Source organism: Paenibacillus sp. UNC496MF (assembly GCF_900113915.1).
GTDB classification, from domain to species: Bacteria; Bacillota; Bacilli; order Paenibacillales; family Paenibacillaceae; genus Paenibacillus_Z; species Paenibacillus_Z artemisiicola.
This window is the reverse complement of record NZ_FORE01000004.1, coordinates 874,845-900,267: the sequence shown is the minus strand read 5'-3', so window position 1 is coordinate 900,267 and position 25,423 is coordinate 874,845. Positions and strand designations below refer to the sequence as shown.

The following is a 25,423-nucleotide window of genomic DNA, read 5'->3' as shown; positions in this document are numbered from 1 at the left end:
CGAAAGGTTACGGAAACTGCCATAATCGAGAGTGCCAACACAGATGCTGGCCAGTCGATCGCGTGCCCGGTTGCCGCCCCGAAACGTGATTCGGCTTTTCATACCGCGGGTCGAATTCGCTTGCGCTTTCGCACGCTTCTTCGCGCAATTATCCGCATCCCGCATAATTTCCGCCTGCTAATCAATACTACTAGTGGCAAAAAAGCCCTTCCCATCCCCCACACGCAAAGGAGCCGCGACAACCGTGACGACAGATTCCACGCGCCGCCCGGACGGGCAAAGCGCGAGCAACGAATTGACCAATCGGCAGGGTCACCCCATCACGAACAATCAAAACATCCGGACCGTCGGCAACCGCGGGCCGGCTACGCTGGAAAATTACGATTTCATCGAGAAGCTGAGCCATTTCGACCGGGAGCGCGTGCCCGAGCGCGTCGTTCACGCCCGCGGAGCCGGCGCGCACGGCGTCTTCGAGGCGTACGGCACCGTCGGCGGCGAACCGGCGAGCAAGTATACGCGCGCCAAGCTGTTTCAAGGGAAGGGCAAGCAGACGCCGCTCTTCGTCCGCTTCTCCACGGTCGTGCACGGCACCCATTCGCCGGAGACCCTCCGGGACCCGCGCGGCTTCGCGGTGAAGTTTTATACCGAGGACGGCAATTGGGACCTCGTGGGCAACAACCTGAAAATCTTCTTCATCCGCGACGCGATCAAGTTCCCCGACATGATCCACGCGTTCAAGCCGGACCCCGTGACCAACGTGCAGGACGCCGAGCGGTTCTTCGACTTCTGCGCCAGCTCGCCCGAAACGTTCCATATGGTCACGCTCGTCTACTCGCCGTGGGGCATTCCGGCCAATTACCGCATGATGCAGGGCTCCGGCGTGAATACGTACCGGTGGGTCAACCAGGCCGGCGAAGCGGTATTGGTGAAGTATCATTGGGAGCCGAAGCAGGGCATCAAGAACCTGACCGTGAAAGAAGCGAACGAGATTCAAGCGACGAACTTCAACCATGCGACGCAGGATCTGTACCAGGCGATCGAACGCGGCGACTATCCGGAGTGGGAGCTGCTCGTGCAGCTCATGCCCGACGGCGAGCATCCGGAGCTGGACTTCGATCCGCTCGACGACACGAAGCTGTGGCCGAACGACCGGTTCCCTTGGCTGCCCGTCGGCAAAATGACCTTGAACCGCAATCCCGCGGATTACTTCACGGAAGTGGAGCAGGCCGCGTTCGGCGTAGGCGTGCTCGTCGACGGGCTCGATTTTTCCGACGACAAAATGCTGCAGGGCCGCACCTTCTCCTATTCGGACACGCAGCGCCACCGCGTCGGCGCCAATTATTTGCAGCTGCCGGTGAACGCGCCCCGGAAGCATGTCGCGACGAACCAGCGCGGCGGCATGATGCAGCTCCGGGTCGATCTCGCGCCGGGCCAAAACCCGCACGTCAATTACGAGCCGTCGCTGCTCGGCGGCCTCGTCGAAGCGGAGCAGCCCGGCAAGGAGCATACGCCGTACGTGCAGGGCAACCTGGTGCGGCAATCCATCGACCGGAACGATAACACGAAGCAAGCCGGCGAGACGTTCCGGGGCTTCGAGCCGTGGGAGAAGGACGAGCTGCTCGCCAACCTGATCGGCGATCTCTCCCGCTGCGACGCCCGCATTCGAGACCGCATGATCGCGCTCGCCGAAGCGGCCGACGAAGAATACGGCCGCCGTCTGCGGGAAGGCTTGGCGCAGGCCGGCGGCGGCGGAAGCAGCCAAACGAATCTCGCCAACCGCGACGGCGCCCAAGCGCCGAACGATGCCGCGCAAAAGGGACATGACGCCGAGCCGTACTGAGCCGTGCCCCCGGGCTTGCTTTGCCGTCTTGGCGGCTCGCGCGCGGACGAATGGACGAAGAGCTCCCGCAGTCTGGTCGCGGGAGCTCTTTTGCAATGCTTTGGTCGTGGTTGGCCGGCTCGGGATGCTTGCGATTCGGCCGCCGCAACCGGTATGGCCGCGATTTCGGTTGCTTCCGGCGCGCGGCCGGGCTACCATGGAACGGTGACCGATTAATCGCGAATGCCGAATCGCATTCGCCAAAGGAGAGAAACGCATGACTGCACTCGTACCGCCTTTCACGCCGGAGACCGCGCTCGCGAAGGTCCGCATGGCCGAGGACGGCTGGAACAGCCGCGACCCCGAGAAAGTATCGCTCGTGTACACGGAGGATTCGGTCTGGCGAAACCGCGTCGAATTTCCCGCCGGTCGGCCGGAAATCGTCGAATTCCTCAAGCGCAAATGGGAAAAGGAGCTGGACTACCGGCTGATCAAGGAGCTGTGGGCGTTTACGGACAACCGGATCGCCGTGCGGTTCGCCTACGAATGGCATGACGATTCGGGCAACTGGTTCCGTTCGTACGGCAACGAGAACTGGGAATTCGACGAGCAAGGCCTCATGCGCCGCCGGTTCGCGTCCATTAACGATATGCCGATCCGGCCCTCGGAACGCAAGTTCCATTGGCCGCTCGGCCGGCGTCCGGACGAGCATCCCGGACTGTCGGAGCTGGGCTTGTAGCCGCCCGGGACAACCTGGCTGACTAGCTATCGTCCGAGCGTGCGGTCCCGCTGGCTCCGCGCCCGGGACAACCACTTGACGACGCCGAGCGCCGCCGCGCCGACGACGACGACCGCCAAGGCGCCCATGCCATAGTAATAAATCGCATAGCCGGTTTCCTGGACTTGATTGCCCATCAGCCGTCCGAGCAGGAAATACAGCAGCGTCCACATGAGGCCCGTCGTATACGAGAAGACAGCGAACAGCTTGAAGCTCATCTGGTTCATGCCCGCTAGATACGGCATCACATGCCGGACCAGCGGAAAAAAATAGCTGGCGCAGAGCGCGAACTTCCCGTACCGGGAGAGCAGGCTTTCGGCGAAGCGCAACGCTTTGCCGAGCCGCGCCTTGTGCTGGAAGCGCCGCACCAACGGCCTGCCGTACCGGCGCCCCATCGTATAGCCGAAGGTCAGCCCGGACAGCACGCCGAGGTACGTGCATAGAAAGGCCGGCAGCGGGAGCAAGGAACCGCCCGCCGATACCGCGCCGGCCGTCATGACGATCACTTCATTGGGGACCGGAATGCTGATCAGGCCCAGACATAAAACGAAGAATAACGCTGCATAGCCCAGGTGCTGGATCAGCCCTGCCATCATATCGACGTCCATTCAACCTGCCTCTTTCCATACCGGGCGGATGTTGCTCCGATCGTCCCGGATTCTCTTCGGTTACGCGCTCCCTTTCTTACTTAGATTACGCGTTCCTTTCCTGCTTAACCGTGATCCCGAAGCTTGCTTAAGCCGGCTCCGGAAACGAACATCATTCTCTCGCGTCGCCGATTGTCTACGCCCTCGTACTTCTTATGGCCGACGTTCACGCTTCGCTTCGACTCTCTTACTGGAACTATACCACGAACGGGATGCTTTTGGCCCCCCTCTTGCGGCGGGCTTTTCCTCAGACCGGCGATCGGGCATCGAAAACGGGCAAACGCGCTTCAAACGCGTTTGCCCGTTTGGCGTCGCTCCGGCTTAACGCGAAGACGGTGCCGCTAGATCCGGCGCGCGACGCGATTGCCGGGACAACCTGTAAAAAGCCGGGACCGCCATCGCGGTCCCGGCTTTTTCTGGCGTTCTTCAAGGTTCGGCCGTCATCGGGCGCGAAACATCGCATCCAGCAGCCGTTTGATCGGTTCGCGCATCAGGTAGACGAGCGCCAGATCGAACAGCAGCGCGCCTTCGAGCGGCGAGATGACGCCGTCCTTGACGATCAGAAACACCCAAAACATAAAAATGATCAAATTAATCGAAATGTACTCCCGCATGTCTCTCATCTTCACGATCGTTCTCCTCGGCCAGGTCATGGAAACGGCAAACAAGCCTTGACGGCCCGGCTGTTGGTCGCCGGACGTATGCCCCTGCACTAACGTATTCGTCATCCAAGCATTGGTGTGACAACGTGCCGCGCGAATGGCCCGAATTCGGCCGCCTGCATGGATGCTGCCGCCGCGTCATTCCTTTCATCATATCACGTTCCCGGCGAAAAAGACCGCATTTTCCGCGAAAATGGACGATTATCAGCCGAATTCTCGATTTTGAAGCGAATCCGCCTTAAAGGAGGCGTACGCACTGATCGGACTCGCCGTCGCCTTTGCGTCGTTCGTCATCGGCGGCTTGCTGGCTTGCGCCCGCGGCCTCTGGATCGACCGGCTGTCGTAGCGGCTGCCGTAACGGCCGTCGCGGGTTGCGCGACAATCGCCGCGCTTTGAACGGACGGTCATCAGAGAGGACCATCGAAGGGCATGAAAAAAGTCCGCTCGCACGCGGACTTTTTCGCTGCCTTAGGATCTGAATACGCGGACCATCGCGCCGACGATTGCCAGGCAGCCAAGCCCGATCGCGACGATCCAGCCCGCACCTAGATTGCTCTTCTCGGCCGAGTCGTCCGCCTCGGCATCCGTTGCGATCGGGGAATCGGCATCGGCTGCCGGGGCGTCTCCCGCCGCCGTATCGACGGCCTCGGCCGAACCGCCGTCGCCGGTTGCGTTCGGCCGCGGCGCGTTCGCCTCCTGAACGGCCGGATCGGCCGCAGCTTCGCCATTCGAGTCCGGCTCCGCCGAACCGCTTACGTCCGAGCGGTTCGCGGGCTGATCCGGCGCGGCTGCGTTACCGCCGCCGGCGGGCGCTTGTTCGTCCGGCACCGCGACCGTGAACGCGTAGCTGCCGGAGATGTTATGGCCGTCTTCCCCGATGATGCGCCACGCAACTTGATACGTGCCGTTCGCGAGCGGCTGCCCGAAAGTGCCGGTAATCTCGTCTTCGCCGGAGGCGCTTTGGACCGCGACGGCGTTCCCTTCCCCGTCGGTCACCTTCAGCACCGTCAGCGGCTGGATCGCCGTCGCGAACGTCAGCTTGATTTCCGTCAGCGCCTTCGCGACCGTATCGCCGTCGGCGGGCGAGGCGCTTTTCAACTTCGTATGGGCCGACGCGGCCGTCGGCAGCGCGAACAGCGCGATCAGCAAGAGCAGGATTCCTGCGCGTAGATTCATCATGTTCACTCCTCTTCATCCGTCATGACGAACCCAGTATACCAAAGGATCCGACGTTTTAGATGACCCTTTCGGGCTACGGGGATGAACATCTCGTGAACGCGCCCCGCGTTCCGTTTGCCGGCTCAGCCCAGCACGTTCGCCGGGGAGCCGTTCAAGTATGCCTCGATGTCGGCGACGACGCCGCGGAAGAATCCGCGGTACGCCGCTTCGGTGACGTAGCCGATGTGCGGCGTGGCCAACACGTTCGGCAGCGAGCGGAACGGGTCGTCCGCGGGAAGCGGCTCCGTCTCGAACACGTCCAGCCCGGCGCCGGCGATCCGGCCTTCGCGCAGCGCCGCGATCAGCGCGTCCCGGTCCACGATCGGCGCGCGGGACGTGTTGATCAGGTACGCGGTCGGCTTCATCAGCCCGAGCTCGCGGGCGCCGAGCAGGCCGCGGGTGCGGTCGCTCAGCACCAGGTGAACCGAGACGATGTCGCTGTCCGCCAGCAGCTCCTCCTTCGAAGCCGCGAGACGCGCGCCGGCAGCCGCGGCTTTCTCCGCGGTCAAATTCTGGCTCCACGCCGCGACCTCCATGCCGAACGCCTGTCCGATCCGCGCGACGTTGCCGCCGATATGGCCGAGCCCGAGCAGGCCGAGCCGCTTGCCGGTCAAGTCGGCGCCGATCGACTGCTGCCAAGGCCCGCCGCCGCGAAGCGCCTCGTTCTCCTGGACGAGCTTTCTCGCCAAGCCCAGGATGAGCGCCCACGTCAGCTCGGTCGTGCCTTCGCCGCCGCCGCGCGTGCCGCAGACGACGATGCCGCGCTCCGAAGCGGCGGCGAGATCGACCGAAGCGTTGCGCATTCCCGTGGTCACGAGCAGCTTCAGCCGGGGCAGCCGCTCGAAGAGCGACCGCCGGAACGGCGTCCGCTCCCGCATGATGACGACGATCTCGCAATCCGCGACGGCGGCCGCCAGCTCCGCCTCGTCGTCGAAATGCCGTTGGAACACGTCGATCTGTACCCGATCCGCGACGGACGACCAGTCCGCCATCGACATCGCGACCTGCTGGTAATCGTCCAGTATTGCGCATTTTATCATTCGTTGGTTCCTCCCTGTCCGGTTATGCTCTCATCTTGGCATAAGGACTAGCCCTAAGCAAGATCCAAAAAGAGCACCCCGGCCGCATCGGCGTGCTCCCAAGCTTCTTTGGTCCATTTATGCAGCCGCAAGCCAATCGAACCGACGAATGCCGTTAAGGTTAAAGCGTTGCCCGTCCGTTAGCGCCCGTCCCGCTTGCTTTCAGCTGATCGATGACCGAATTTACCGTGCTTGCCGGTATCGCAAAGCCGATTCCCTGCGCTTCGGCGTTCACGGCCGTATTGATGCCGATGACCTCGCCTTTCGTGTTCAGCAGCGGACCGCCGGAGTTGCCCGGGTTAATGGCCGTGTCCGTCTGCAGCAAATGCTTGTAATTACGGGTACCCTGTTCGTCGTCGATGCTGATCTCGCGCTCTTTGGCGCTTAAGACGCCCGTCGTTACGGAATAGTCGAAATCGTACGGATTCCCGATCGCCACGACCCAATCGCCGACCGCCGTCGCGTCGGAGTCGCCGATCTTCAGGGCTGGAAAAGCCTTGTCGCCGTTGATCTTAAGCACGGCCAAATCCAGGTCGTAGCGGCTTCCGAGCAGCGTGGCCGTGAACGGCGCGTCGACGCCCTGCACGTAGACCTCGATTTCGTCCGCCCCGTCGATCACGTGCTCGTTCGTCATAATATAGCCGCTCGAGTCGAACACGAAACCGGAACCGATCCCGCTTTCGACCGCGTCTCCGCCCTCCGCGCCTTGCCGAAGCGCGCTTCTTCTTGCCTGCCCGTTCGCCGCCCGGTCGACTTTGGTCTCGATCTTGACGATGGCCGGGCTCGCGGCCTTCACGATGGACGAGATGCCGTTCGTCCCCGAAGAAGCCAAGGAGGCGCTTTGCACGCCGGCTGCCGCCGAATCGCCGGCGGAGGAGACGGCCGCTTGCGCGGGCCGGGCGGCATAGCCGAATAGATTCATCTTATCCGAAGCGAACGTCAAGCCGCCGATTACGGCCGCGCCGGCCATGAACGTCGCGAACATCGCTCGCCAGTTGGCGCTTCCCGTCTTTGCGGCCTTTCGCGACTTGCGCGCACGCTTATTTTCATCTGCATTCAGCTTGATGCTCGTCTCGATTCGGGTATCTTCGTTCATTCGATTACCGCCCTTCGCTGCCCTTGATTTGTCCTGTCGATAGATAGAAGTATAGGGCGCGAACCTGAAGCGCAACTTAAGGGAGGCTAATAACCAGATGAAAGTTAACTGAAGAATTGCTTAAAACGGCGGCATGCCGGTCGGAATAATGAAGAGCGCCCGGGAATGCAATCCCGAGCGCTCTTATGGCGTGCGTTTCGCTCCTTCAGCCGATCAAGAACCGGTCATCCCCGATCCGGAAAGTAAATATCGATCCGGCTCTCTTCGCGCTCCAACGCGCGAATGTCCGGCCAAACCTCGATATCGACCGGCCGGTGGCCGAGCTCGCGGTTGATGTAGTCGTACGTCTCGCCGATCCGCGATTCCGGTCCTTCGTGCGTGACCTTGACGTAACGTCCGGCCGGCAGCGCGTACGCGACCATGCCGGCCGGAATCGCCTCGCCTTCCGCTGCGGCCGCGCCGATGACATGCCGGTACGGCTTGTCCGGGGTCCACTGCTCGTTCTCGGAATACGCTTGAACCAAATAGATGCCCGCCGCGTCCGCCGCGCCTTCGATGTCGCGGATGCGCGCCGCCAATTCCTCGCGCAGCTTCACGACGATTTTCGTTTCGAGCACTTGATTCAAGCTCTCGTGCAGCTCGAAGCCGATCAGCCGGATGGCCGGCATTTCGACGCGTTCGACTGAATACGTCCGCATATTCGCTCGCCCTCCCCGTAAATGGAAATCATATCATTTCATATCTGACTTAACCTCTATGGTAGCGAAAAGCTAGCTCGCCTGTAAAGCCCGTCCTCGACATGCGGTCAAGGCTTGACGGAAATGCCGAACTTCGCGCCGGCATCGCCGACGAAGGCGACGGTTCCGTTCTTCGGCAGGACGACGGCGTCCTTCCCGCCGGCTACGCTGAAGTAAACGCACGTCCCTTGCGCGTCGTAGACGGCGAACGAGGCGTCGGCGGGCCGTTTCACCTGCATCGTCTTGCCGGCCGTCTGATCGGACAATTTATACCACTTGGCGTATCCGTTCGCCGGAATCGTAGCGGCCGATTGCTTGCCGGCATAGATCGGCTTCACGGCCTCGCCGCTGACGAACACGCTGCCCGCGGACGTCATGTACTCGGTGCCGTTGTCCGTATAGAACCGGTACGCCTGCGTGTCCCGCCCCGCCATCGTCGGAATTTGCAGGTCGCTCGCGGAAACGTCCGGACCGAGTATCTTCTGGTCGAGCAGATAGCCCGGCGCGTCCGGGAACAGCGCGATCTTGACCGCGGGCTGCAGCAAGTACGCGAGCGACGAATACTTCTCGTTGACCAAATAATACGACTCTCCCGCCCGCTTCTCCCATGCCGCCGCCGTCTCGCTCGGGATCGGGTTCGCTTCGAGCTTCTCGGCGGAATACTGCGACAAGGCCGTCTGGCCGAGTCCGGGCAGCGACGCGTATCCGCGCACCCAGACGTACGTATGGCCGTTCGTTTCCTTCACGAACGCGACCTTCGCATTGCCGTCCGCGCTGGCGAACGTGCCGTCCGCCGTGTAGACGTAATGCTCGGCCGGCGCGCCCGGCGCCTGGACCGCGCTCACCGCGAGGTCGCCGTCCTTGCGCACCTCGACCTTGAGCAATTGATTCGTCGCGCCGTACGTACCCGAGAGCTCCGTCAACGCTTCCGGCATCGGCGCTTTCTCCGGGGCGCCGAACGATTTCGCCGGTTTGAGCTCCGCGATGGCGCCTTTCTCCCGCAGCGCTCCGAGCAGGATCTCGTTCGCGAGCAGCTGGTCCGTCGTGCTGGAGCCGCCGGAGGAGAGGACGGCCGCCGCCATGTTTTGGTCGGGAAGCACGACGAGCGAGGCGTGATAGAGAATCGTGTCGCCGCCCTTCGTCAGCGCCTGGATGCCGTACTCGCCGAACGGGAACAGGTCGACGCTGTCCCAGCCGAGCCCGTAATTGACGGACGTGTCGGCGTCGTCGGGCCACATTCCGCGCTTATACTCCGCCTGCTCCATGGCGTCGACCGCCTTGTCCGAGAGGATGCCTGCGGTTTGCCCGGTGAAAATCTGCGAGAACCTTACCAGGTCCTCCGCCGTCGAGTAGATGCCGCCGGCTCCGATGACGTTGACCGTCTCGTTCGGCAGCTGACCCTTGTAAGCCGGGAAATACAGACCCGCCATCCGCGAGAGGTCGAGCCGATCCAGCGGCGTCTTCGTCGCGTCCATGCCGAGCGGCTCCGTGAAGGTCTCGTGAATGAACGAGGTGAAGTCCGTGCCGCTCACCCGTTCGACCAGCAGCTCGGCCAGCGTAAAGCCGTCGTTGCTGTAGACGGAGTACGCCCCGGGGTCGGCTTTCAGCTTCTGCTTGACCAGCTCGCCCAACAAATGATCGTGCGCGTAGGTGTCGTTGTCTTCGAACAAAAACGCGTTCGGGAACGTCGAGCCGTACAGCCCGGACGAATGATTCAGCAGCATGCGCGGCGTAATGCGCGCATACCGCTCGTCCTGCATCGTAAAGTCCGGCAGGTAGCGGACGACGGGCGTATCCAGGTCGACTTTCCCTTCGTCGACGAGCTTCATCACGGCCGCCGTCGCGAACATTTTGCTCGTCGAACCGATGCCGTACATCGTATCCGCCGACAGCGGTACGCGCTCCTTCTCGTCGTTGCGGCCGGCTTCGCCGGATACGACGATCCGGCCATGGTCGATGAGCGCGTACTGCACGCTGGTCGTTTGATAGGTTCCCGTGAGCAGCGCGGCCTTCTCGGCCGCGGCCTTTCTCGTGGCGTCGTAGCTCTGCGCGCCGTCCTGTCCCGCGGCCATCGCGCCGGCCGGCAGGAGCAGGGAAGCTGCAAGCGCTGTCATCGTCAGCCATTTCAATCGTTTATGCATGAGAGCCTCCTCAATCGTATTGCGTTGCCTTCGTCCCGGCTACCCTCCTTCGAAAGCATGCGCTTGGCAAGAGTCTCTCTTTAGTACGGGACAATCTACCGAAAGTGTCCAACTTTAATAGAATTTGTCAAACGAATCCCGCCATATGCGCAACGCTTCGACGCTTCGGCGCACAAAAACGGCCTCCATCCCGCGGTTAGCGAGACGAAGGCCGTATGGCGCTCCGATTGGAAATCGGCGATTATTTTGCCGCTTGCAGGGCCCGGTTCAGTCCGAGCGCGCGCGAAGTCGACGCATGAATGTCTTGAATCAGTTCCGGATGCTTCACGAGCGACAGCCCGTAGGACGGAATCATTTCCTTGATTTTGGGCTCCCACGTTTTCATTTCCTGCGGGAAGCATTTCTTCATCAGTTCGAGCATGACGGAGACGGCGGTGGAAGCGCCGGGCGACGCGCCGAGCAGCGCCGCGATCGATCCGTCGGCGTTGTTGACGACTTCCGTGCCGAACTGCAGCGTGCCGCGGCCGTTCTCGGTATCCTTGATGACCTGCACGCGCTGGCCGGCCACGAGCAGATCCCAGTCCTCGCTCTTGGCGTTCGGTACGAACTGCCGCAGGTCCTCCATCCGCTTCTCCTTCGACAGCATGACCTGCTGGATCAAGTACTTGGTCAGGCCCATGTTTTTGGCGCCCGCCGCCAGCATCGTCACGACGTTGTTCGGCTTCACGGAGCCGATCAGGTCGAACATCGAACCCGTCTTCAGGAACTTCGGCGTGAAGCCCGCGAACGGTCCGAAAAGCAGCGAACGTTTATTGTCGATGTAGCGGGTGTCCAAGTGCGGCACGGACATCGGCGGCGCGCCGACCGGCGCCTTGCCGTACACCTTGGCGTTGTGCTGCGCGACGACGTCCGGATTGTTGCACACCATGAACAGTCCGCTGACCGGGAAGCCGCCGATCCGCTTCGATTCCGGGATGCCGGACTTTTGCAGCAGCGGCAAGCTTCCGCCCCCGCCGCCGATGAACACGAAGTTCGCCGAGTGACGCTCGACGGCGCCCGTGCCGAGATTCCGCACTTTCAATTCCCAGCGGCCGTCGCGCGTCCGTTTTATATTATCGACCATGTGTCTGTACTTTATTTCTACGTTTTGGCGCTGCAGGGTTTCGAATAGAATGCGCGTCAGCGCGCCGAAATTGACGTCCGTGCCGGTGTCGATCTTCGTCGCCGCGATCGGCTCGTTCGATTTCCGGTCCTGCATGACGAGCGGAATCCATTTCTTCAATTGTTTCGGGTCGTCGGAGAATTCCATGCCCGCGAACAGCGGATTGGCGGACATCGCTTCATACCGCCTGCGCAGGAAGCCGACGTTCTTCTCCCCTTGCACCAGGCTCATGTGCGGCAGCGGCATGATGAATTCCTGCGGATTGCGGATCTGCTGATGATCCACGAGATACGACCAGAACTGCCGGGACACTTGAAACTGCTCGTTGATTTTGATCGCTTTGGCGATATCGACGGAGCCGTCCGGTTTCTCGTCGGTGTAGTTGAGCTCGCACAGCGCCGCATGCCCCGTTCCCGCGTTGTTCCACTCGTTGGAGCTTTCTTCGCCCGCGCTTGCCAGCTTCTCGAACACTTTGATGTTCCAGTCCGGCGCCAGCTGCTTCAGCAGCGACCCCAGCGTCGCGCTCATGATGCCGGCACCGATCAGGATAACGTCTGTACTAGTTTGTCTGTCACTCATGTTTACCGTCCTTACACGCTGAATTTGCCGAAAAGGATGCAGGCGCACCGGCATAAAATGCCGCAACAAGCCGAGGCGCCACCGCGTCGCACGCCTTTTCCGGACCAGTCCAAAACATTAAAAAATATTTATTAACTATTATATGATAGTTGCAAGCGATACGACAAGAAGCGCAGCGATGTTGCGAGGCGGAAATCCCGCCGATTCGCGCCTCGCAGTGCGGTTTCGGCTTCCTTCCGGATCGTGCGAGCGGCGGGAATGCCGTTCATTGTCGGCGCTTTCGCCAGTCGCCGGCCCGGCCGCGCGGCAATTCCAACATTTTTCTGAACGTTCGGCCGGCCCCCGGCCAAATCGAACGGCCCGCCGCGAAAACGGCGGGCTGCGGAGACCGCCGGTTCGCGGCGAGCATTCGTCGACCAGACGCTGCCTCGTCGACCCGATGATTAGCCTCGCATGTGAAGATCCGCATAATCCATGAAGCGCTGCCAATCATAGCGAGTCAAGTCATGCCCGCCCGTGCGGAGATGATAGCCGATGCCGCCGCCCGTAAGCGGGGTATCCGGTGCCGGCCGAAGCTCGGCGGACACGCCTTGCCGGCCAAGCAGGCCGTATGCGGGACTCGCGAGCACGCAGGCCATGAATTCCGCTTCGGGATCCGCCCACTCATCCTCCGTGGCGCTGGCCACGTAGAGCGGCCGCGGCGCGATCAAGGCCAGCAGCTGGTGCTGATCGACGGGCAGATCGTCTTCCTTCCCGTTATAGCGCTTATACCGCTCGCAGAACCAGTGGGGAAATTGCCGGTTGATGTCCGCGATCGTCTCCCCCGCCTTCCCCCGGGCGATCGCGGCGCCGGTCGAGCCCGAGTTGTTGCTTGCCACGAGCGCGAATCGCTCGTCCTGGGCACCGCCCCACAGCGCCGCCTTGCCGCCGCGCGAATGGCCGACGAGGGCGATCCGGCTTGCATCGATGCCGGGATCGGTCTCCAAATAATCCATCGCGCGGCTCGCGCCCCATGCCCATGCCGCGATCGCGCCCCACGCGTCGTCGGCCCGGGGACCCGGCGGATCGAACGCGCCGTGCGCGCCGTTGCGGAATCCGTCGTCGTAATCGGGATCCGCGTCCTCCACGTGGAAGACGGCGGCCGCGTAGCCCCGCGCGACCAGGTCCTCCGCCGGCCAGAAGCCGCTGCGTTCGCGGCGGTCGGGATCCATATGCGCGCGCTCCCGATTGCAGAGGAACAGAAAGGCCGGCGCCTTCCGCGGCTCGCCGGTTGACGGCACGAAGAGGAGCAGGCGAATCACGATCGTGCCTCCCGGACCGTCGAACGACAGCTCGATCCGTTTGCGAGTCGCGGTTCCGTTCATTCACCCGCCGCTCTCTTCCGTCACGTCGAACCGCGGGCTGCCGGGACGGCCGACCGGGGCCCTGCCGTAAATATGCTGCCGGAACAGCTCCAGCAGCCGCGGACGCTCTTCCCTTCGCCACGACTCGGCTGCACGCCGCCGCAGCGCTTCGTCCGCCGCATGCTCGGCCACCCGCAAACGTTCGGGTATTCGCGGATGTGGATTCATGCCTGATTCCGCCTTTCGTACGTATTGATTAACGTATTGATTAACGTATTGATTCGAATAGCATGTCGATTAACGTTTCGATTAACTTTTTATTGCCGTTTGGATTATTGTTTGAATTGTTACGTATGAAGTACGTATGCCCGGTACGGCCATTTCGGCTGAGAGACGCAGGCGGTCAGTCAACGCCCGGCCGGCCGGCTTTGCGGGCTTTGGGCGTGATGACATGGCCCGTGCCGCTGCGCCGTTCGTAGAACAGCTGGCGTTTCCGGTTGAACAGGCACATCACGAGGTGAACGGCGAACGCGGCGTTGACCGCGAAGACGGCAAGCAGCAGCGGAAGGATGGCGATCGAGCTGCCCGCTCCCCGCGCGCCGAGACCGACCATCAGCGCGTTGACGCCTCCGACGACGCCATAGAGCAGCCCGTACCGGACCAGCAGCTCGCGCAGACGCACCCGGCTGCCGGTTCCGCGCAGGCGGATGCGAACGAACCACTTGCCGAGCGTCTGTCCGTTGGCGAAGTATGGCAGGACGATGAAATACGCCGCCACGGCGATCGCGTACGGGAGCGGGACGCGCAAGACCGCAAGCGCCGCCACGAGGGGATTCAGCACGCACCAATCGATGAGGAACGCCAGCCCCCGCCGGGTATACGATACCCGCTTCGTCTCCAGGTCGACGCGTTCGTCGAGCTTGTCGATGCGCGGGAGCCGCTTGGACAGCCATTCGGCGACCACGAAACCCAACATGCCGCCGGCCGTGTTCGTCATCGCGTCGTCGACGTCGAACAGCCGGTACGGGTAATCGTAGATGCCGTAAATGCCCGTCACTTGCGTCGCTTCGAAGAAGAGCGAGAGCCCGAGGGTCAGCAGCAGGCACGGCAGCCAGCCGGTCCGGAAATAATATCGCAGGAACATGCCGAACGGCACGGTCAGCAGCACGTTGAAGACGACCTGCAGCACCGCTCTTTCCTTCAGCAGGCGCAGATACGTCGAAGGCCGCTCCCAATCGACGCCCGTTTCTTTCAGGACGTCGAGCACGAAATGGAACGGGATCCATTGGGCGTACGAGCTGGCCGCCGGCGGCGCGTTGTGGACGCTCGGCGGAAGCGGCAGCAGGATCAGAAACACCGCGTTCAGCATATAGAGCAGGAACAAGTAGAGCAGCAGCGCCCGGTATTTATGCACGTACCCGTGCCGGCGGTATTGCACGAGCAGGAACGGCAGCGTGAACAGCAGCGCCGCGACCGGAAAGCTCAGAAACGCGTATGAGATCGGAAACAAATAAACCGTCAGCATGCCGACACCTTTCGTAGGAGACGGGCGGCAAGACCGCGCCGGCTCCGTGATATGGGTTCCCCCTATCTTACCCCGTATCCGGCGCGGCGAACAATCCCCGGTTTCAGCCGGATTCGGGACGCTCGCCGCGGACCGGCTGCCGATAGCGGTCGTACGCCGTCTGCTGAATCTCGATCGCCCGGTCGATGCCGAGCGACTTCAATTGCTCGACGTAGGCGCCGAAGCCGTCCGTCGGCTCGATGCCGAGCATGAATTTGAGCGACATCTCGTCCGTCAGCGCCGCAACGTCCCCCATAATGGCCGAGAGCTCGGCGTTCTCTTTCTCCGTCTTCGGCGTCACCGGGAGCGTATGATTCGCCGCGTCCGTGTCGCCCCAGAGCCGGATCGCTTCCTTCTGCTCCGGCATCGCGTAATACTGCTCCATGTACCGGACGTCCTGCACGAACGGCCCGAAGTAGCTGGCCCGCGTGTACATCGCGAGCGCCTGGGACGGCGCCAGCTTGTCCGGGTTGTTCAGGATGAGGTCCGTGTACCGCGGATAGCCGTCCTTCATCTCGTAGCTGACGCCTTCGATGCCGAAGTTGAACAGCATATGGCCTTTCGGGCCGTACCCGTAGTCGAGCAGCCGGGCCGCCTGCTCGACGTTCGGGCTCGCGCTCGAAATCGCCACCCCGCCGCTCGACCCGACCGCAGGGGCGCGCTGCCCGAATTGCGGCCGATCGCCCCGGCGCAGCACGGGATACGGCGCCGCGGTCAGCTCCGCCGACGGATCGTCCTGCCGCAGCACGGGGAGCCAGGTCCCGATGCCCGCTCCCGCGTTCCAGATGCTCGCGCCGCTCCGCCCCGTCAGCATGCTGACGTCCTGCGTCTCGGAATCGACCGCGGCGAAGTTCGGATCGATGAGCCCTTCCGCGTACCAGTCCCGGAACAGCGTCAGGAACGACTTGTAGCCGGGCTCCCGCGGACCGTATTTTACTTGCCCGTCCTCCAAATAAAAGCCCTTCTTGATGCCGTAAGCGCCGACGAAGCCGCCGCCTTCGATCCCGAACAGCGGATTGGGCACGCCGAGGAACGTAAGCGGCGCTTCGACGCCTATGCGTTCCTTGAAGGCCGTCAGCACGGCATGCCAATCGTCGATCGTCTCCGGCACGCCGAGCCCGAGCTCGTCCAGCCAATCCTTCCGCAGAATCGGGCCTTGGTACGTGCGCAGCCGGTCGTCGTTCTGCACGAACGGAAACATGTAGTAGCTGCCGTCCGCCGTCCGAATCTGCTTGTCGATGTCGGGATGCGCGCGGAGGTAGGCTTTCAGGTTGGGAGCGTAGCGGTCGATCGCGTCGTTCAGCCGCAAAATATATCCGTCCTTGATAGCCTTCTCCGGCCCGCCCGGGAAATTCGCCCATTCGTATTCGATCATGTCCGGCAGCTCGCCCGACGCCAGCAGCACGTTGATCGCTTCCTTCGCCTGGTTCGACGGGGGCTGGATGAAGGTCAGCTTGGCGCCCGTCTCGCGCTGCCATTCCTGGAAGAACGGCACGTCCCGGAACCGCTGCTTGGCGCTCGCCGCGTTGCCGTTCAGCTCCGCCCAGTACGTCATCGAAGCCTGTCCGCCTTTGACGCTTCCGCCATGGTCGTGGTCGTCGGGTTCGTCCGCCGCGCCGTCCGCCTGCTTCGGCTCGGCGGCGCTGCCGTCCGCCGGCCGGACGCCGGCGCTCTCCCTGCAGCCGACCAGCGCCAGCAGCGCGACCGTCGCCGCGGCCGCCGCCATGAGCCGCGCGCTTCTTCTTCGCATGACAAGGCCCCCTTAAACGATTTCCTTGTATTTGCCCGGCGTGATGCCCTCGTATTTCTTGAACACGCGAATGAACGTGGCGGCGTCGTTGTAGCCGACGAGCCGCGAGATGTCGTTGATCGATTCCTGCTTTGCGCGGAACATCGCCTTGGCCCGCGCGATCCGCGTCTTGTGAATGCAGTCGAGCAAGCCCTCGCCCGTCTGGTTCTTGAACAGCCGCGACAGGTAGCTGCCCTTCAGGTCGAAGCGTTCGCCGATCGCGTTGACGTTCAGATTCGCGTCCGTGTAATGGGCTTCGATGTACCGGACCACCTCGGCCGTCAGCTCGCGCAGCGAGCCTTCCCGCTCCAGCGCGGCGTTGCTCGCCCGCTTCTCCGCGGCGAACGCGCAGACGTCCCGAAGCAAGGTCTGCAGCGCCTCCTGCATCTCCTGCAGCGTGCCGCTGGCGATGACGGCGTCCATCCAGCCCGCATCGCGCTCCCACGCGCTGCCTTCGCCGAGCTCGCCGATCGCCTTGACCATCGTGCCGACCAGGTCGAAGAGCAGGCAGCGCGCCAGCGCGAGCGGCATGACGCGTCCGCCGAAGTTGCGTTCCGTGATCTCGCGCATGTACGACGATGCCTGCCCGAAGTCGCCGGCCTTGATGAAATTAATGAGCTGCTGCTCCGCCTGCAGCGGGTAGTAATACCCCGAACCGGACGAATCCGCCGGGTTCGCGCAAATATCTTCGTACGCGAGGATGCCCTGCTTCCCGAGCACCATCTTGTACTCCATCGCGTCGACCGCCTCCTGGTACGCCGCCGCGATCCCGGCCCAGGCCGAATGGCACCCGCTCACGGAGATCGTGAGCTCCATGTCGTACCGGCGCAGGAAGGCTTGCGCCTCGGAAGCGATCGCCGTCAGCTCGCCGCGGACGTCCGGCGCATCCGGCTTCAGGCAGACGAGGCAGGCCAGCATGTCGTCCGCTTCGGCGACGTAGCCGGCGTGCTGGCGTTGCAGCGCCAGCTCTTCGACGACGTTGCCGATAATGAACGGCGCGAGCCGCGCCCGCTCGTTCAGATCGATGCCCGGCAGCTTGGCGTACAGGCTCTCTTCGTTCTCCAGCACGAACAGCAGGACGGCGAATTCGTTCGACGGCAGCGCCATATGAAAGGTGCGGAACGCTTCCTCGTACGGGACGCGCGCGTCGAGCTTGCCCTTCAGCAGCCGGTAAATCATGTTGGAGCGCAGCGTCTGCTGGTGCTTCTGCAGCTGCGTCGCGATCCGCTCTTTCTCGCTTCTCGCGTTCAGAACGGCGCGCTGGATGTACCGGAGCTCGTTGCCGTCTCCCCGTTCGGTCGGCGCGTTGCGGTCTGTAAGCGATTGCATAAGTTCGTGGATCGGCGTGTAATTCCGGCGCGTGAAGAACCAGGTCAGGATGCCGGCCCCGATCAGGCTGAGCAGAATGCTGATGGACGCGAAACTGCGGACGTACTCGGCCTTCTTCCAGTAGACGGCGCTGGGGAAGATAAGCGCGTATTTCAAGTCCGACACGGCGGACGGCATGTAAAACAGCTCCGAGTCGCCGATCCGCGCTTGCGTCAGGCGGACATGTCCGCCCTCGAGGAACGGCTGCAGCTCCGGCGCGTCCGGGCGGCTCGACAGCAGAATATCGTTGTCCTTGTCGAGAATAAGCAGCAGCCCTTCGCCGAAATCCGAGATGCCTTCGATTGCCTTCCGGAACCTCGAGGCGTCCGCCATCACGACGATCGACCCCGTCGGGTTGCCGCTCAGATCGTCCGGCAGCCGCGTGATGTACGCGATCGCGTCGTCCGACGTTCCCGCGCCCAGATGCGGCAGCACCGCGAAGCGGTTCGCCGCCGGGCCGCGCACCGTTTCCGACCAATCGTCGTAGGACAAGTCCCCCGTATCGTGAAGCGTGCGGAAGGCGGTCCGCAGGTCCCGGATGTTGCCCGGCCGCAGGATGGCCCCGCCCTGGTCCCAGACGACGTAAAATTCGTCGATCGAGGCGTAGGACGTCTTGTAGAGACGGAATTCCTTCGCCAGCTGGTAGGCGGTGAACGGCGCCTCCTTCGCCGGCTTGCTGGAGTACATCAAGCTTTGCAGCTTGTCGTTCCACGTAATCTCCATATCCAGCCGTTTCATCAGATCGACCTGGTTGTCGATCGTATAGCGCATCTGCTTCAGCAGGGCGTCGTTGGCGCGGTGAATCTCGCCCTTCAGCGCGTGGCTGGCCTGCGAATAAATGACCAGGCTGATCGCGATGGGGACGAACAGGACCGCGCTGTAGGAGATCAGCCAGGTGAACACGATGCTTTTGCGTTTGTGCCATAATCCGCGAATCGTCGGCAAGCTCCCATCCCCCGCAAGTATCGGATTCGTCGTCTGGAAGGACGCGTTCAGACCTCCATTATACCGACTCGCGCCGCTGGAACGGAATGGAGAAAAACGAAAAAACGATTTACAAAAACGACAACATTGCGCCGGGCTTCGCCGCCCGGGCACGCGAAAAGCCCGAAAGGACGCCTGTCGTCCTTTCGGGCCGCGGTTCGCGGAGATATCGAATTTCGGCGCCGCCGGCCGGTTATTGCCGCCGGCCGAGCAATCGTCGTCGGCCGGGCTGAAGGAGCCGCCCAGCCGATCAGGGCCGCCCGAACGGGGTCCGGCGGTTGTCGACCGCGCTTCGCCCATGCGTCCCGGAGCTGCCGGAGGCCGGGTGCCGGATCGACGCGCTTAGAAAATCCGCCGCGTCCAGCCGTTCAGCTTCGCGACCGCTTCCATGAAGAAGTAATCGCCGTAAATCAGCGAGACGTTCACGTTCTGTCCGGCCGGCTTGTGGCCCGTGCCCTGCGTCAGAATCGCTTCATGGTCCGGCCGGTCCCACGTCGCGTAACGCGCGTCGAGGGAGGAGAGGATGCGCCCGGCCGCCGCGCGGTAAGCCCGGCCTTCCCGCTCCGGCAGCGCGTCCGCGAGTTCGAGCAGCCCCGACGCCGCGATCGCGCCGGCCGAGGTGTCGCGCGGCTCGCCGCCGAGCTCCACGTCCGCGCGGAAATCCCAGTGCGGGACGGCGTCCTCCGGCAAATGGGCGACGAAATAATGCGCCACCCGCTGCGACGCTTGCAGATACGCGGGGTCCCCGGTATGCCGGAACGCATTGGCCATGCCGTACAGCACCCAGGCGTTGCCCCGGCTCCAGGCGGAATCCGGCGCCGCGCCTTGGCCGCCGAGGGCGTCCGCCCGCTCGCCCGTCTCCGGATCGAACCGGACGATATGGTGCGCCGAGCCGTCCGGCCGGATGAATTCCCGCAGCACCGTGTCCGCGTGCAGCTTCGCGACATGCGCGAAGCGCGGATCCCCGCTCTCCTTCGCGGCCCAGAACAGCAGCGACAGGTTCATCGCCGTGTCCGCGATCGCCCACCCGGTCCGGTCCCCGTTCCAGGCGCGGATGAATCCGCCCCGCGGATTGAAGCGGCCCGCCAGGAAGTTCGCGGCGAACAGCCCCCGCCGCCGCGCGTCCTCGTCGCCGGTCAGCGCGTATTTGAACACCGCCGTGGGCAGGAATTGGAAGCCTACGTCGTGGTCGAAGCGGTTCTCCTCCAGCATCAGCCGCTCCAGCCGTTCGTCCCAGCTCCAGGCGGCTTCCCGAAATCGGACTTCGCCGCTCACGTCGTGGGCGAGCCACAGCATGCCCGGCCAGAAGCCGGACGTCCACCAATCAAGCCGCAAATCGTCGTATTTGCCATTATCGCCGGCGACGTGCGGCGAGCGGCCGCCCATGGCCGCCCGCATGGCGTCGACCTTGGCGAGAACGCGCGCCCAGACGGCGGCGCTTGCGGTTTCGTTCCATGCTGCCGTTTCGATCATGTCTCTCATGCCTCCTTTTCGTTGACCGCGCGGGTACAGGCTTGCCCCGCGCGGATCGGCCCAATGAACAACCTATCATTCAGCCTATGATTCTACGTCTTGAATCAGCCCTTCAGCGAACCGACCATGACGCCCTTCACGAAGAACCGCTGCACGAACGGGTAGACGCACAGGATCGGAACGGTCGCGACCATGATGGTCGCGTACTTGATCGTCTCGCCGATCTGGAACCGGTCGCCGGCCGAAGCGCCCGCGGACATGCTGTCGGTGGAGTTGGCGATCAGGATCTCCCGCAGGACGAGCTGCAGCGGGAACAGCTCGCGGCTCTTGATGAACACCGACGCGTAGAACCACCCGTTCCACTTGTCGACCGCGTAGTACAGAATCATGACGGCGATGACCGGCATCGACAGCGGGATGATGATCCGGAAGAGGATCGTGAAATGATTGGCGCCGTCGATCTTCGCCGACTCCTCGAGGCTGTCCGGAATGCCCATGAACGCCGTCCGCATGATGATCAGGTTGAACGTGCTGACCGCGAACGGCACGATCGTCGACCAGAGCGAGTCCAGCAGCCCGGCGCCCTTCACGATCAGATAGAGCGGGATCAGTCCCCCGCCGAAGAACATCGTGAACACGATGATGAACATGAAGACGTTGTTCCACAGGACGTTCTTGCGGGACAGCACGTAGGCGCCCAGCGCCGTCATGAACAGATTGACGAGGACGCCGGCGACGACGATGAACAGCGTGTTGCGGTAGCCGATCGCGATGCCCGGGTTCGCCAGCACGCTCTTGTAGGCTTCGAGGCTGAAGCCGAGCGGCTTCCACAGAATCCCCTTGTACACGATCAGCCGGCCGGCGTCGCTGAACGAAGCGAACAGCACGTACAGCAGCGGGTACAGCGTGGCGACGACGAGCAGCAGCAGGACGGCATATATCGCGACGTCGAACGCCCGGTCGACGAAGCCCGTTTCCGTTTTCATCCTTCTCACCTCACCATAGGCTGCTCTTGCTCACTCGGCGGCTGACGGCGTTGGCCGTCACGAGCAGGATCAGGTTGATGCACGAATTGAACAGGCCGACCGCCGAGCTGTAGCTCCAGCCGAATTCGAGCAGGCCCTTCCGGTACACGAAGGACGAGATGACGTCGGCCGTCTCGTACGTGACCGGGTTGTAGAGCAGAATGATTTTCTCGAAGCCGACGTTGAGCAGGTTGCCCATCCGCAGAATCAGCATGATCGCGATGGTCGGCATGATGCCCGGCAGCGTGATGTAGACGATCTGCTTGAACCGGCTGGCGCCGTCCATCCGGGCCGCTTCGTACTGCTCCTGGTCGATGCTCATCAGCGCCGCGATGTAGATGATCGATTCCCAGCCGATCCGCTGCCAGATCTCCGACGAGATGTAGATCGGCCGGAACAGCCCGGGCTTCTGGAGCATCGCCTGCCCGTCGTAGCCGATCCAGGTAAGCAGGCGGTTGATCAGGCCGTCGGCGTTGGTGAAGTCGGTGATGATGCCGCAGATGACGACGAGCGAGATGAAGTACGGCATGTACGTGATCGTCTGCACGACGCGCTTGAACATCCGGTGGCGCACTTCGTTGATGAGCAGCGCCAGCAGGATGGGCGCCGGAAACTCGAACAGCAGCGAATACAGGCTGATGAGCAGCGTGTTTTTGAGAATGCGCACGAAATAGTAGCTGCGAAAGAACTCTTCGAAATGCTTCAAGCCGACCCAGTCGCTGCCGAGAATGCCCTTCATCGGCGAGTAGTTCTTGAAGGCGATGAGCGCTCCGTACATCGGCGCGTAATGAAAGACGACGTAGTACGCGAGGACCGGCAGCATCATCAGGTACAAATATTTGTTCAGCAGGAAATCCCGCGCGAATCGGTTCTTGACCGTGGACGGCTGTGACATGGCGCGATGCGTTCACCTCGTTTCGTAAGGGGAGGGGCCGCGGCCCCTCTCCGGTCTTTTACCGGCTGTCGTACCGCGCCAAGGCCGCCGTCTGAATCTCGAGCGCGCGGTCGAGGTTCAGCGACTTCATCTTCGCGAGGTAATCGTCGTACTTGTCGACCGGCTCGGTGCCGAGGATGATCTTCAGCGTCATCTCGTCCACGAGCGTGTCGATGTCGGTCATGATCGCGGCGTATTCCGAGCTCTCCTCCGGCGTCGGCGTGAGCGGCGGCAGGTTGTACTTGGCCGCGTCGGTCTTCGCCCAGATGCCGATCGCGTCGCGCTGCGTCTGCAGGGCGAAGAACTGCTCGGCGTAGCGCTTGTCCTGGACGAACGGTCCGTTGTAGCTGCCGCGGGCGTACTCCGAGATCGCCTGCGCCGGCGCGAGCTTGTCCGGATTCTTCATCAGCAGGTCGGTGTAGGTCGGATAGCCGTCCACCATGTTGTAGCTGACGCCTTCGGTCCCGAAATTGAAGAACATGTGTCCTTCCTCGCTGTAGCCGTAATCCAGCATGCGGACCGCCAGCTCCGGGTCCTTCGCCGACGTCGTGATCGCGACCGTGCCTTCGGAGGAGTACGCCTGCTGGCGCTGGCCGAATTTCGGCGTATCGCCCTTCTTCAGCACCGGATACGGCGCGGCGACGAGGACGGCCTTCGGGTCGTTCGCCTGTACGAGCGGCTGCCACTTGCCGATGCCCCCGCCCGCGTTGCCGACCGTGGCGCCGGTCGCGCCGGAGGCGATGTTGCTGTCGAGCGCTTTCGAATCAGCCGTTGCGGCGTTCTTGTCGATGAGCCCTTCCGCGTACCAGTCGTGGAACAGGGACAGGTAGTCCTTGAAGCCCGGCTCGGCCGGTCCGAATTTGATCTTCCCGTCCTCTTGGTAGAAGCCGCGGTTCACGCCGAACGCGCCGATGAACGCGCCGTTGCCGGATTCGTTGAAGAACCGCGGCTTGCTGACGAACGAGAGCGGCGCGGCCGCGCCCTTCTTCTCCTTGAACGCGCGCAGCGTCGCCGTCCAATCGTCGATCGTCTCCGGCATCGGCAGCCCGAGCTCGTCGAGCCAGTCCTTGCGGATGATCGGTCCTTGGAAGACGCGCAGGTACTCGTCGCCGCGAATGAACGGGAACGCGTAGTAGCTGCCGCTGTCGGTCTTGACCATTTTGTCGATGTCGGGATTGTCCTGCAAAAATTTCTTCAGGTTCGGCGCGTTCTTGTCGATCAGGTCGTTCAGCTTCAGGATGTAGCCGTCGCCGATCGCCTTCTCCGGTCCGCCGGGGAAGCCCAGGAAGTTGTACTCGAGCATGTCCGGCAGATCGCCGGAGGCGAGCATCACGTTGAGCGCTTCCTTCGTCTGGCCCGCGGGGGGCGCCGTGAATTCGAGCTTCACGCCGGTCTTCTTCTGCCAGTCCTGAAAGAAGGGAACTTCGTCGTGCGACGCTTTGACGCCGACCAGGTTGCCGGTGATTTCGCCCCAGTACGTCAGCGTTTTGTCGGTCTTGATCGGATACGCCCCCGCTTCGCCGTCCCCCGCGGGAGATCCGGCGTTTCCTTCTTCCGCGGCCCCGTTCCCCTTGCCCTGCGCGTTGTTTTGCGCGTTGCCGCCGTTTGCGTTGCCGGTACCCGCGTTGTTCCCGCCGTCCGACGAGCAAGCCGCGAGCAGCGAGCCGAGCAGGACGACGCTCAGGCCGGCAGCCAATCGTTTTCTCATGCGTTTCACCCTCCGTTGAATCGTATCGTGGCGAGAGGCCTGCAAGCGCTCTCGCCCTTTCAGAGTAACGGGGCGCCTCCCTTGCCCGATATGCGCAAAATCGCCAATGCGATGCCGAATTCCTGCGCGCCGGCTGATCATTTCGCCAATGCGATCGATGATTTCGCTCGCAAGCCGCGTCGGGACGTTCCGCTCCGTTCCAAGTCCGGGGCGGCCCTCGACCAAAGCCGTACCCGGGCCTCGGTCCCGCGCAGGTTTTTTCCAATAAATAGCAGCGGTACGATGAAAGCAGCACATCCCACGGGATAAGGAGTGAAGGAAAATGAAAAACGCGATGTTCTCGCCAAAGGCGGGAAATCGGTATGAAGCCAAGGAGATCCCCCGGTTCTTTCAAGGCGAGAAATGGCTGGTGCTGACCGGGCTGTTCGGGTTTCTGCTCGCGGCCGTCTGCGGCATATGGTGGCTGACGGGAGGCGCGGCGGTCGCGCCGGGCGGCGACATTTCGCATGCGTTCTCGTTCGACGCGGCGCTGGGACTGTTCGTGCTGTCGACGGCGGCGATCGTCCCGCTCTCGGGCGCGGGACCGAAGGTCCGGGCCTTCTTCCGCTGGTCGTACGTTCCGCTGGCTCTCTACTCGTACGCGGCGGAAACGGTCCAAAACGCCCGCGGCGTCAATCCGCGGTTCCTGGAGGACGGCGCGGCGGCGTTCGACGTCGCGGTCGGCAATATATTCGCGAGCGTCGCTGCCCTGCTGATTCTCTACTACCTCTTCTTCGCCGGCTATTTTTTCCGGCCCGGCGCCTACCGCCGGCAGCCCGAGCTGGCGATCGGCATCCGTTACGCCATGGCGGCGGTGGTCGTCTCCTTCGCGGCCGGCATCTGGATCTCGATGAACCAGGGCCGCACCGTCGGGACGGACGGCAACCTCATCTGGCTGCACGGCCTCGGCTTCCACGCGCTGCAGGCGCTGCCGGCCGTCGCTTGGCTCTCGGCCCGCGCCGCGCGGCGGGGCTTCGCGAGCCGCGGCTATATCCACGCCGCGGGAATCTCGTTCCTGCTCGGCCTGCTCGCGATCGGCTGGCAGACGTATTTGGGCCGCGCGCTCTTCGTTTGGTCCGCGCTTCCGCTCGCCGCCGCGGCCTGCTTCCTGATCTCGCTCGCGGCCGGCGCCGTGTCCTTCCGGCTTGCGTTCCTGGAACCGGGTGCGGGCAAAGGCGCCTCCGCTTCCGGCGACAGCGCGCAGTTGCGGTAAGAGGCGTCCTAACAGACCAAAAAGACCATGTCCGCGGCGGCGCCGCAAGGCATGGTCTTGTGGGT

The 25,423-nt window shown here is 63.0% G+C and carries 20 protein-coding genes; 3 read left to right on the top strand and 17 right to left on the bottom strand.

The window, feature by feature from the left end:
* Positions 1-244 precede the first annotated feature (244 nt).
* Together BMZ79_RS04000 and BMZ79_RS03995 are read left to right on the top strand one after the other, a co-directional pair.
* Positions 245-1,840, top strand: a complete 1,596-nt coding sequence (locus BMZ79_RS04000; protein ID WP_090636726.1) for a catalase — start codon at positions 245-247, stop codon at positions 1,838-1,840.
* 256 nt (positions 1,841-2,096) lie between these two features.
* Entirely contained in the window at positions 2,097-2,558 is a 462-nt protein-coding gene (locus BMZ79_RS03995; RefSeq protein WP_090636724.1) for a nuclear transport factor 2 family protein, read from the top strand.
* A gap of 26 nt (positions 2,559-2,584) precedes the next feature.
* Here the strand turns inward: BMZ79_RS03995 and BMZ79_RS03990 are convergent, their stop codons facing one another.
* The 17 genes from BMZ79_RS03990 to BMZ79_RS03920 form a co-directional block, all read right to left on the bottom strand.
* The gene (locus tag BMZ79_RS03990; RefSeq protein WP_090636722.1) at positions 2,585-3,205 is read right to left on the bottom strand and encodes a DedA family protein; all 621 of its coding nucleotides are present in this window, start codon (positions 3,203-3,205) and stop codon (positions 2,585-2,587) included.
* Between the two features lie 479 nt (positions 3,206-3,684).
* A complete protein-coding gene (locus BMZ79_RS33520; RefSeq protein WP_218154645.1) occupies positions 3,685-3,972 on the bottom strand; it encodes a hypothetical protein in 288 nt (95 codons plus the stop codon).
* 402 nt (positions 3,973-4,374) lie between these two features.
* Positions 4,375-5,085, bottom strand: a complete 711-nt coding sequence (locus BMZ79_RS03985; RefSeq protein WP_090636720.1) for a copper resistance CopC family protein — start codon at positions 5,083-5,085, stop codon at positions 4,375-4,377.
* A gap of 122 nt (positions 5,086-5,207) precedes the next feature.
* On the bottom strand, positions 5,208-6,164 hold the full coding sequence (locus tag BMZ79_RS03980; RefSeq protein ID WP_090636719.1) for a D-2-hydroxyacid dehydrogenase family protein: 957 nt from the start codon (positions 6,162-6,164) through the stop codon (positions 5,208-5,210).
* 160 nt (positions 6,165-6,324) lie between these two features.
* Entirely contained in the window at positions 6,325-7,299 is a 975-nt protein-coding gene (locus BMZ79_RS03975; RefSeq protein ID WP_090636717.1) for a S1C family serine protease, read from the bottom strand.
* 224 nt (positions 7,300-7,523) lie between these two features.
* Positions 7,524-7,997: a GyrI-like domain-containing protein gene (locus tag BMZ79_RS03970; RefSeq protein WP_090636715.1), complete on the bottom strand. Its 474-nt coding sequence runs from the start codon at positions 7,995-7,997 to the stop codon at positions 7,524-7,526.
* 107 nt (positions 7,998-8,104) lie between these two features.
* Positions 8,105-10,177, bottom strand: a complete 2,073-nt coding sequence (locus tag BMZ79_RS03965) for a serine hydrolase domain-containing protein (protein ID WP_090636714.1) — start codon at positions 10,175-10,177, stop codon at positions 8,105-8,107.
* Positions 10,178-10,418: 241 nt separating this feature from the next.
* Complete coding sequence (locus tag BMZ79_RS03960) at positions 10,419-11,918, bottom strand: malate:quinone oxidoreductase (protein ID WP_090636712.1); 1,500 nt, start codon at positions 11,916-11,918, stop codon at positions 10,419-10,421.
* A 443-nt stretch (positions 11,919-12,361) separates the two neighbouring features.
* Entirely contained in the window at positions 12,362-13,282 is a 921-nt protein-coding gene (locus BMZ79_RS03955; protein WP_090636711.1) for a glucuronyl esterase domain-containing protein, read from the bottom strand.
* Entirely contained in the window at positions 13,283-13,489 is a 207-nt protein-coding gene (locus BMZ79_RS33515) for a hypothetical protein (RefSeq protein ID WP_143088883.1), read from the bottom strand. It abuts the gene before it with no gap.
* A gap of 175 nt (positions 13,490-13,664) precedes the next feature.
* Positions 13,665-14,786: a VanZ family protein gene (locus BMZ79_RS03950; protein ID WP_090636709.1), complete on the bottom strand. Its 1,122-nt coding sequence runs from the start codon at positions 14,784-14,786 to the stop codon at positions 13,665-13,667.
* 103 nt (positions 14,787-14,889) lie between these two features.
* The gene (locus tag BMZ79_RS03945) at positions 14,890-16,575 is read right to left on the bottom strand and encodes an extracellular solute-binding protein (RefSeq protein WP_256252536.1); all 1,686 of its coding nucleotides are present in this window, start codon (positions 16,573-16,575) and stop codon (positions 14,890-14,892) included.
* A gap of 12 nt (positions 16,576-16,587) precedes the next feature.
* A complete protein-coding gene (locus BMZ79_RS03940; protein WP_090636706.1) occupies positions 16,588-18,927 on the bottom strand; it encodes a helix-turn-helix domain-containing protein in 2,340 nt (779 codons plus the stop codon).
* 381 nt (positions 18,928-19,308) lie between these two features.
* Complete coding sequence (locus BMZ79_RS03935) at positions 19,309-20,439, bottom strand: glycoside hydrolase family 88 protein (protein WP_090636704.1); 1,131 nt, start codon at positions 20,437-20,439, stop codon at positions 19,309-19,311.
* A gap of 104 nt (positions 20,440-20,543) precedes the next feature.
* Complete coding sequence (locus BMZ79_RS03930; RefSeq protein WP_090636703.1) at positions 20,544-21,425, bottom strand: carbohydrate ABC transporter permease; 882 nt, start codon at positions 21,423-21,425, stop codon at positions 20,544-20,546.
* A gap of 10 nt (positions 21,426-21,435) precedes the next feature.
* Positions 21,436-22,359 (bottom strand): ABC transporter permease, encoded by a 924-nt coding sequence (locus BMZ79_RS03925; protein WP_090636702.1) that lies wholly within the window; start codon positions 22,357-22,359, stop codon positions 21,436-21,438.
* 58 nt (positions 22,360-22,417) lie between these two features.
* Positions 22,418-24,106: a type 2 periplasmic-binding domain-containing protein gene (locus tag BMZ79_RS03920; RefSeq protein ID WP_090636700.1), complete on the bottom strand. Its 1,689-nt coding sequence runs from the start codon at positions 24,104-24,106 to the stop codon at positions 22,418-22,420.
* Between the two features lie 322 nt (positions 24,107-24,428).
* On the opposite strand from BMZ79_RS03920, the gene BMZ79_RS03915 reads away from it, so the two are divergent.
* Entirely contained in the window at positions 24,429-25,358 is a 930-nt protein-coding gene (locus BMZ79_RS03915; RefSeq protein ID WP_256252535.1) for a hypothetical protein, read from the top strand.
* Positions 25,359-25,423 lie beyond the last annotated feature (65 nt).

Bases quoted from the DNA above. Each gene is read 5' to 3' on its own strand.
- BMZ79_RS03920 (WP_090636700.1), bottom strand. From the start codon at position 24,106: ATGAGAAAACGATTGGCTGCCGGCCTGAGCGTCGTCCTGCTCGGCTCG.
- BMZ79_RS33520 (WP_218154645.1), bottom strand. From the start codon at position 3,972: ATGACGAATACGTTAGTGCAGGGGCATACGTCCGGCGACCAACAGCCG.
- BMZ79_RS03995 (WP_090636724.1), top strand. From the start codon at position 2,097: ATGACTGCACTCGTACCGCCTTTCACGCCGGAGACCGCGCTCGCGAAG.
- BMZ79_RS03950 (WP_090636709.1), bottom strand. From the start codon at position 14,786: ATGCTGACGGTTTATTTGTTTCCGATCTCATACGCGTTTCTGAGCTTT.
- BMZ79_RS03985 (WP_090636720.1), bottom strand. From the start codon at position 5,085: ATGATGAATCTACGCGCAGGAATCCTGCTCTTGCTGATCGCGCTGTTC.
- BMZ79_RS33515 (WP_143088883.1), bottom strand. From the start codon at position 13,489: ATGAATCCACATCCGCGAATACCCGAACGTTTGCGGGTGGCCGAGCAT.
- BMZ79_RS03930 (WP_090636703.1), bottom strand. From the start codon at position 21,425: ATGAAAACGGAAACGGGCTTCGTCGACCGGGCGTTCGACGTCGCGATA.
- BMZ79_RS03945 (WP_256252536.1), bottom strand. From the start codon at position 16,575: ATGCGAAGAAGAAGCGCGCGGCTCATGGCGGCGGCCGCGGCGACGGTC.
- BMZ79_RS03980 (WP_090636719.1), bottom strand. From the start codon at position 6,164: ATGATAAAATGCGCAATACTGGACGATTACCAGCAGGTCGCGATGTCG.
- BMZ79_RS03970 (WP_090636715.1), bottom strand. From the start codon at position 7,997: ATGCGGACGTATTCAGTCGAACGCGTCGAAATGCCGGCCATCCGGCTG.
- BMZ79_RS03915 (WP_256252535.1), top strand. From the start codon at position 24,429: ATGAAAAACGCGATGTTCTCGCCAAAGGCGGGAAATCGGTATGAAGCC.
- BMZ79_RS03965 (WP_090636714.1), bottom strand. From the start codon at position 10,177: ATGCATAAACGATTGAAATGGCTGACGATGACAGCGCTTGCAGCTTCC.
- BMZ79_RS03955 (WP_090636711.1), bottom strand. From the start codon at position 13,282: ATGAACGGAACCGCGACTCGCAAACGGATCGAGCTGTCGTTCGACGGT.
- BMZ79_RS03935 (WP_090636704.1), bottom strand. From the start codon at position 20,439: ATGATCGAAACGGCAGCATGGAACGAAACCGCAAGCGCCGCCGTCTGG.
- BMZ79_RS03960 (WP_090636712.1), bottom strand. From the start codon at position 11,918: ATGAGTGACAGACAAACTAGTACAGACGTTATCCTGATCGGTGCCGGC.
- BMZ79_RS03925 (WP_090636702.1), bottom strand. From the start codon at position 22,359: ATGTCACAGCCGTCCACGGTCAAGAACCGATTCGCGCGGGATTTCCTG.
- BMZ79_RS03990 (WP_090636722.1), bottom strand. From the start codon at position 3,205: ATGGACGTCGATATGATGGCAGGGCTGATCCAGCACCTGGGCTATGCA.
- BMZ79_RS03975 (WP_090636717.1), bottom strand. From the start codon at position 7,299: ATGAACGAAGATACCCGAATCGAGACGAGCATCAAGCTGAATGCAGAT.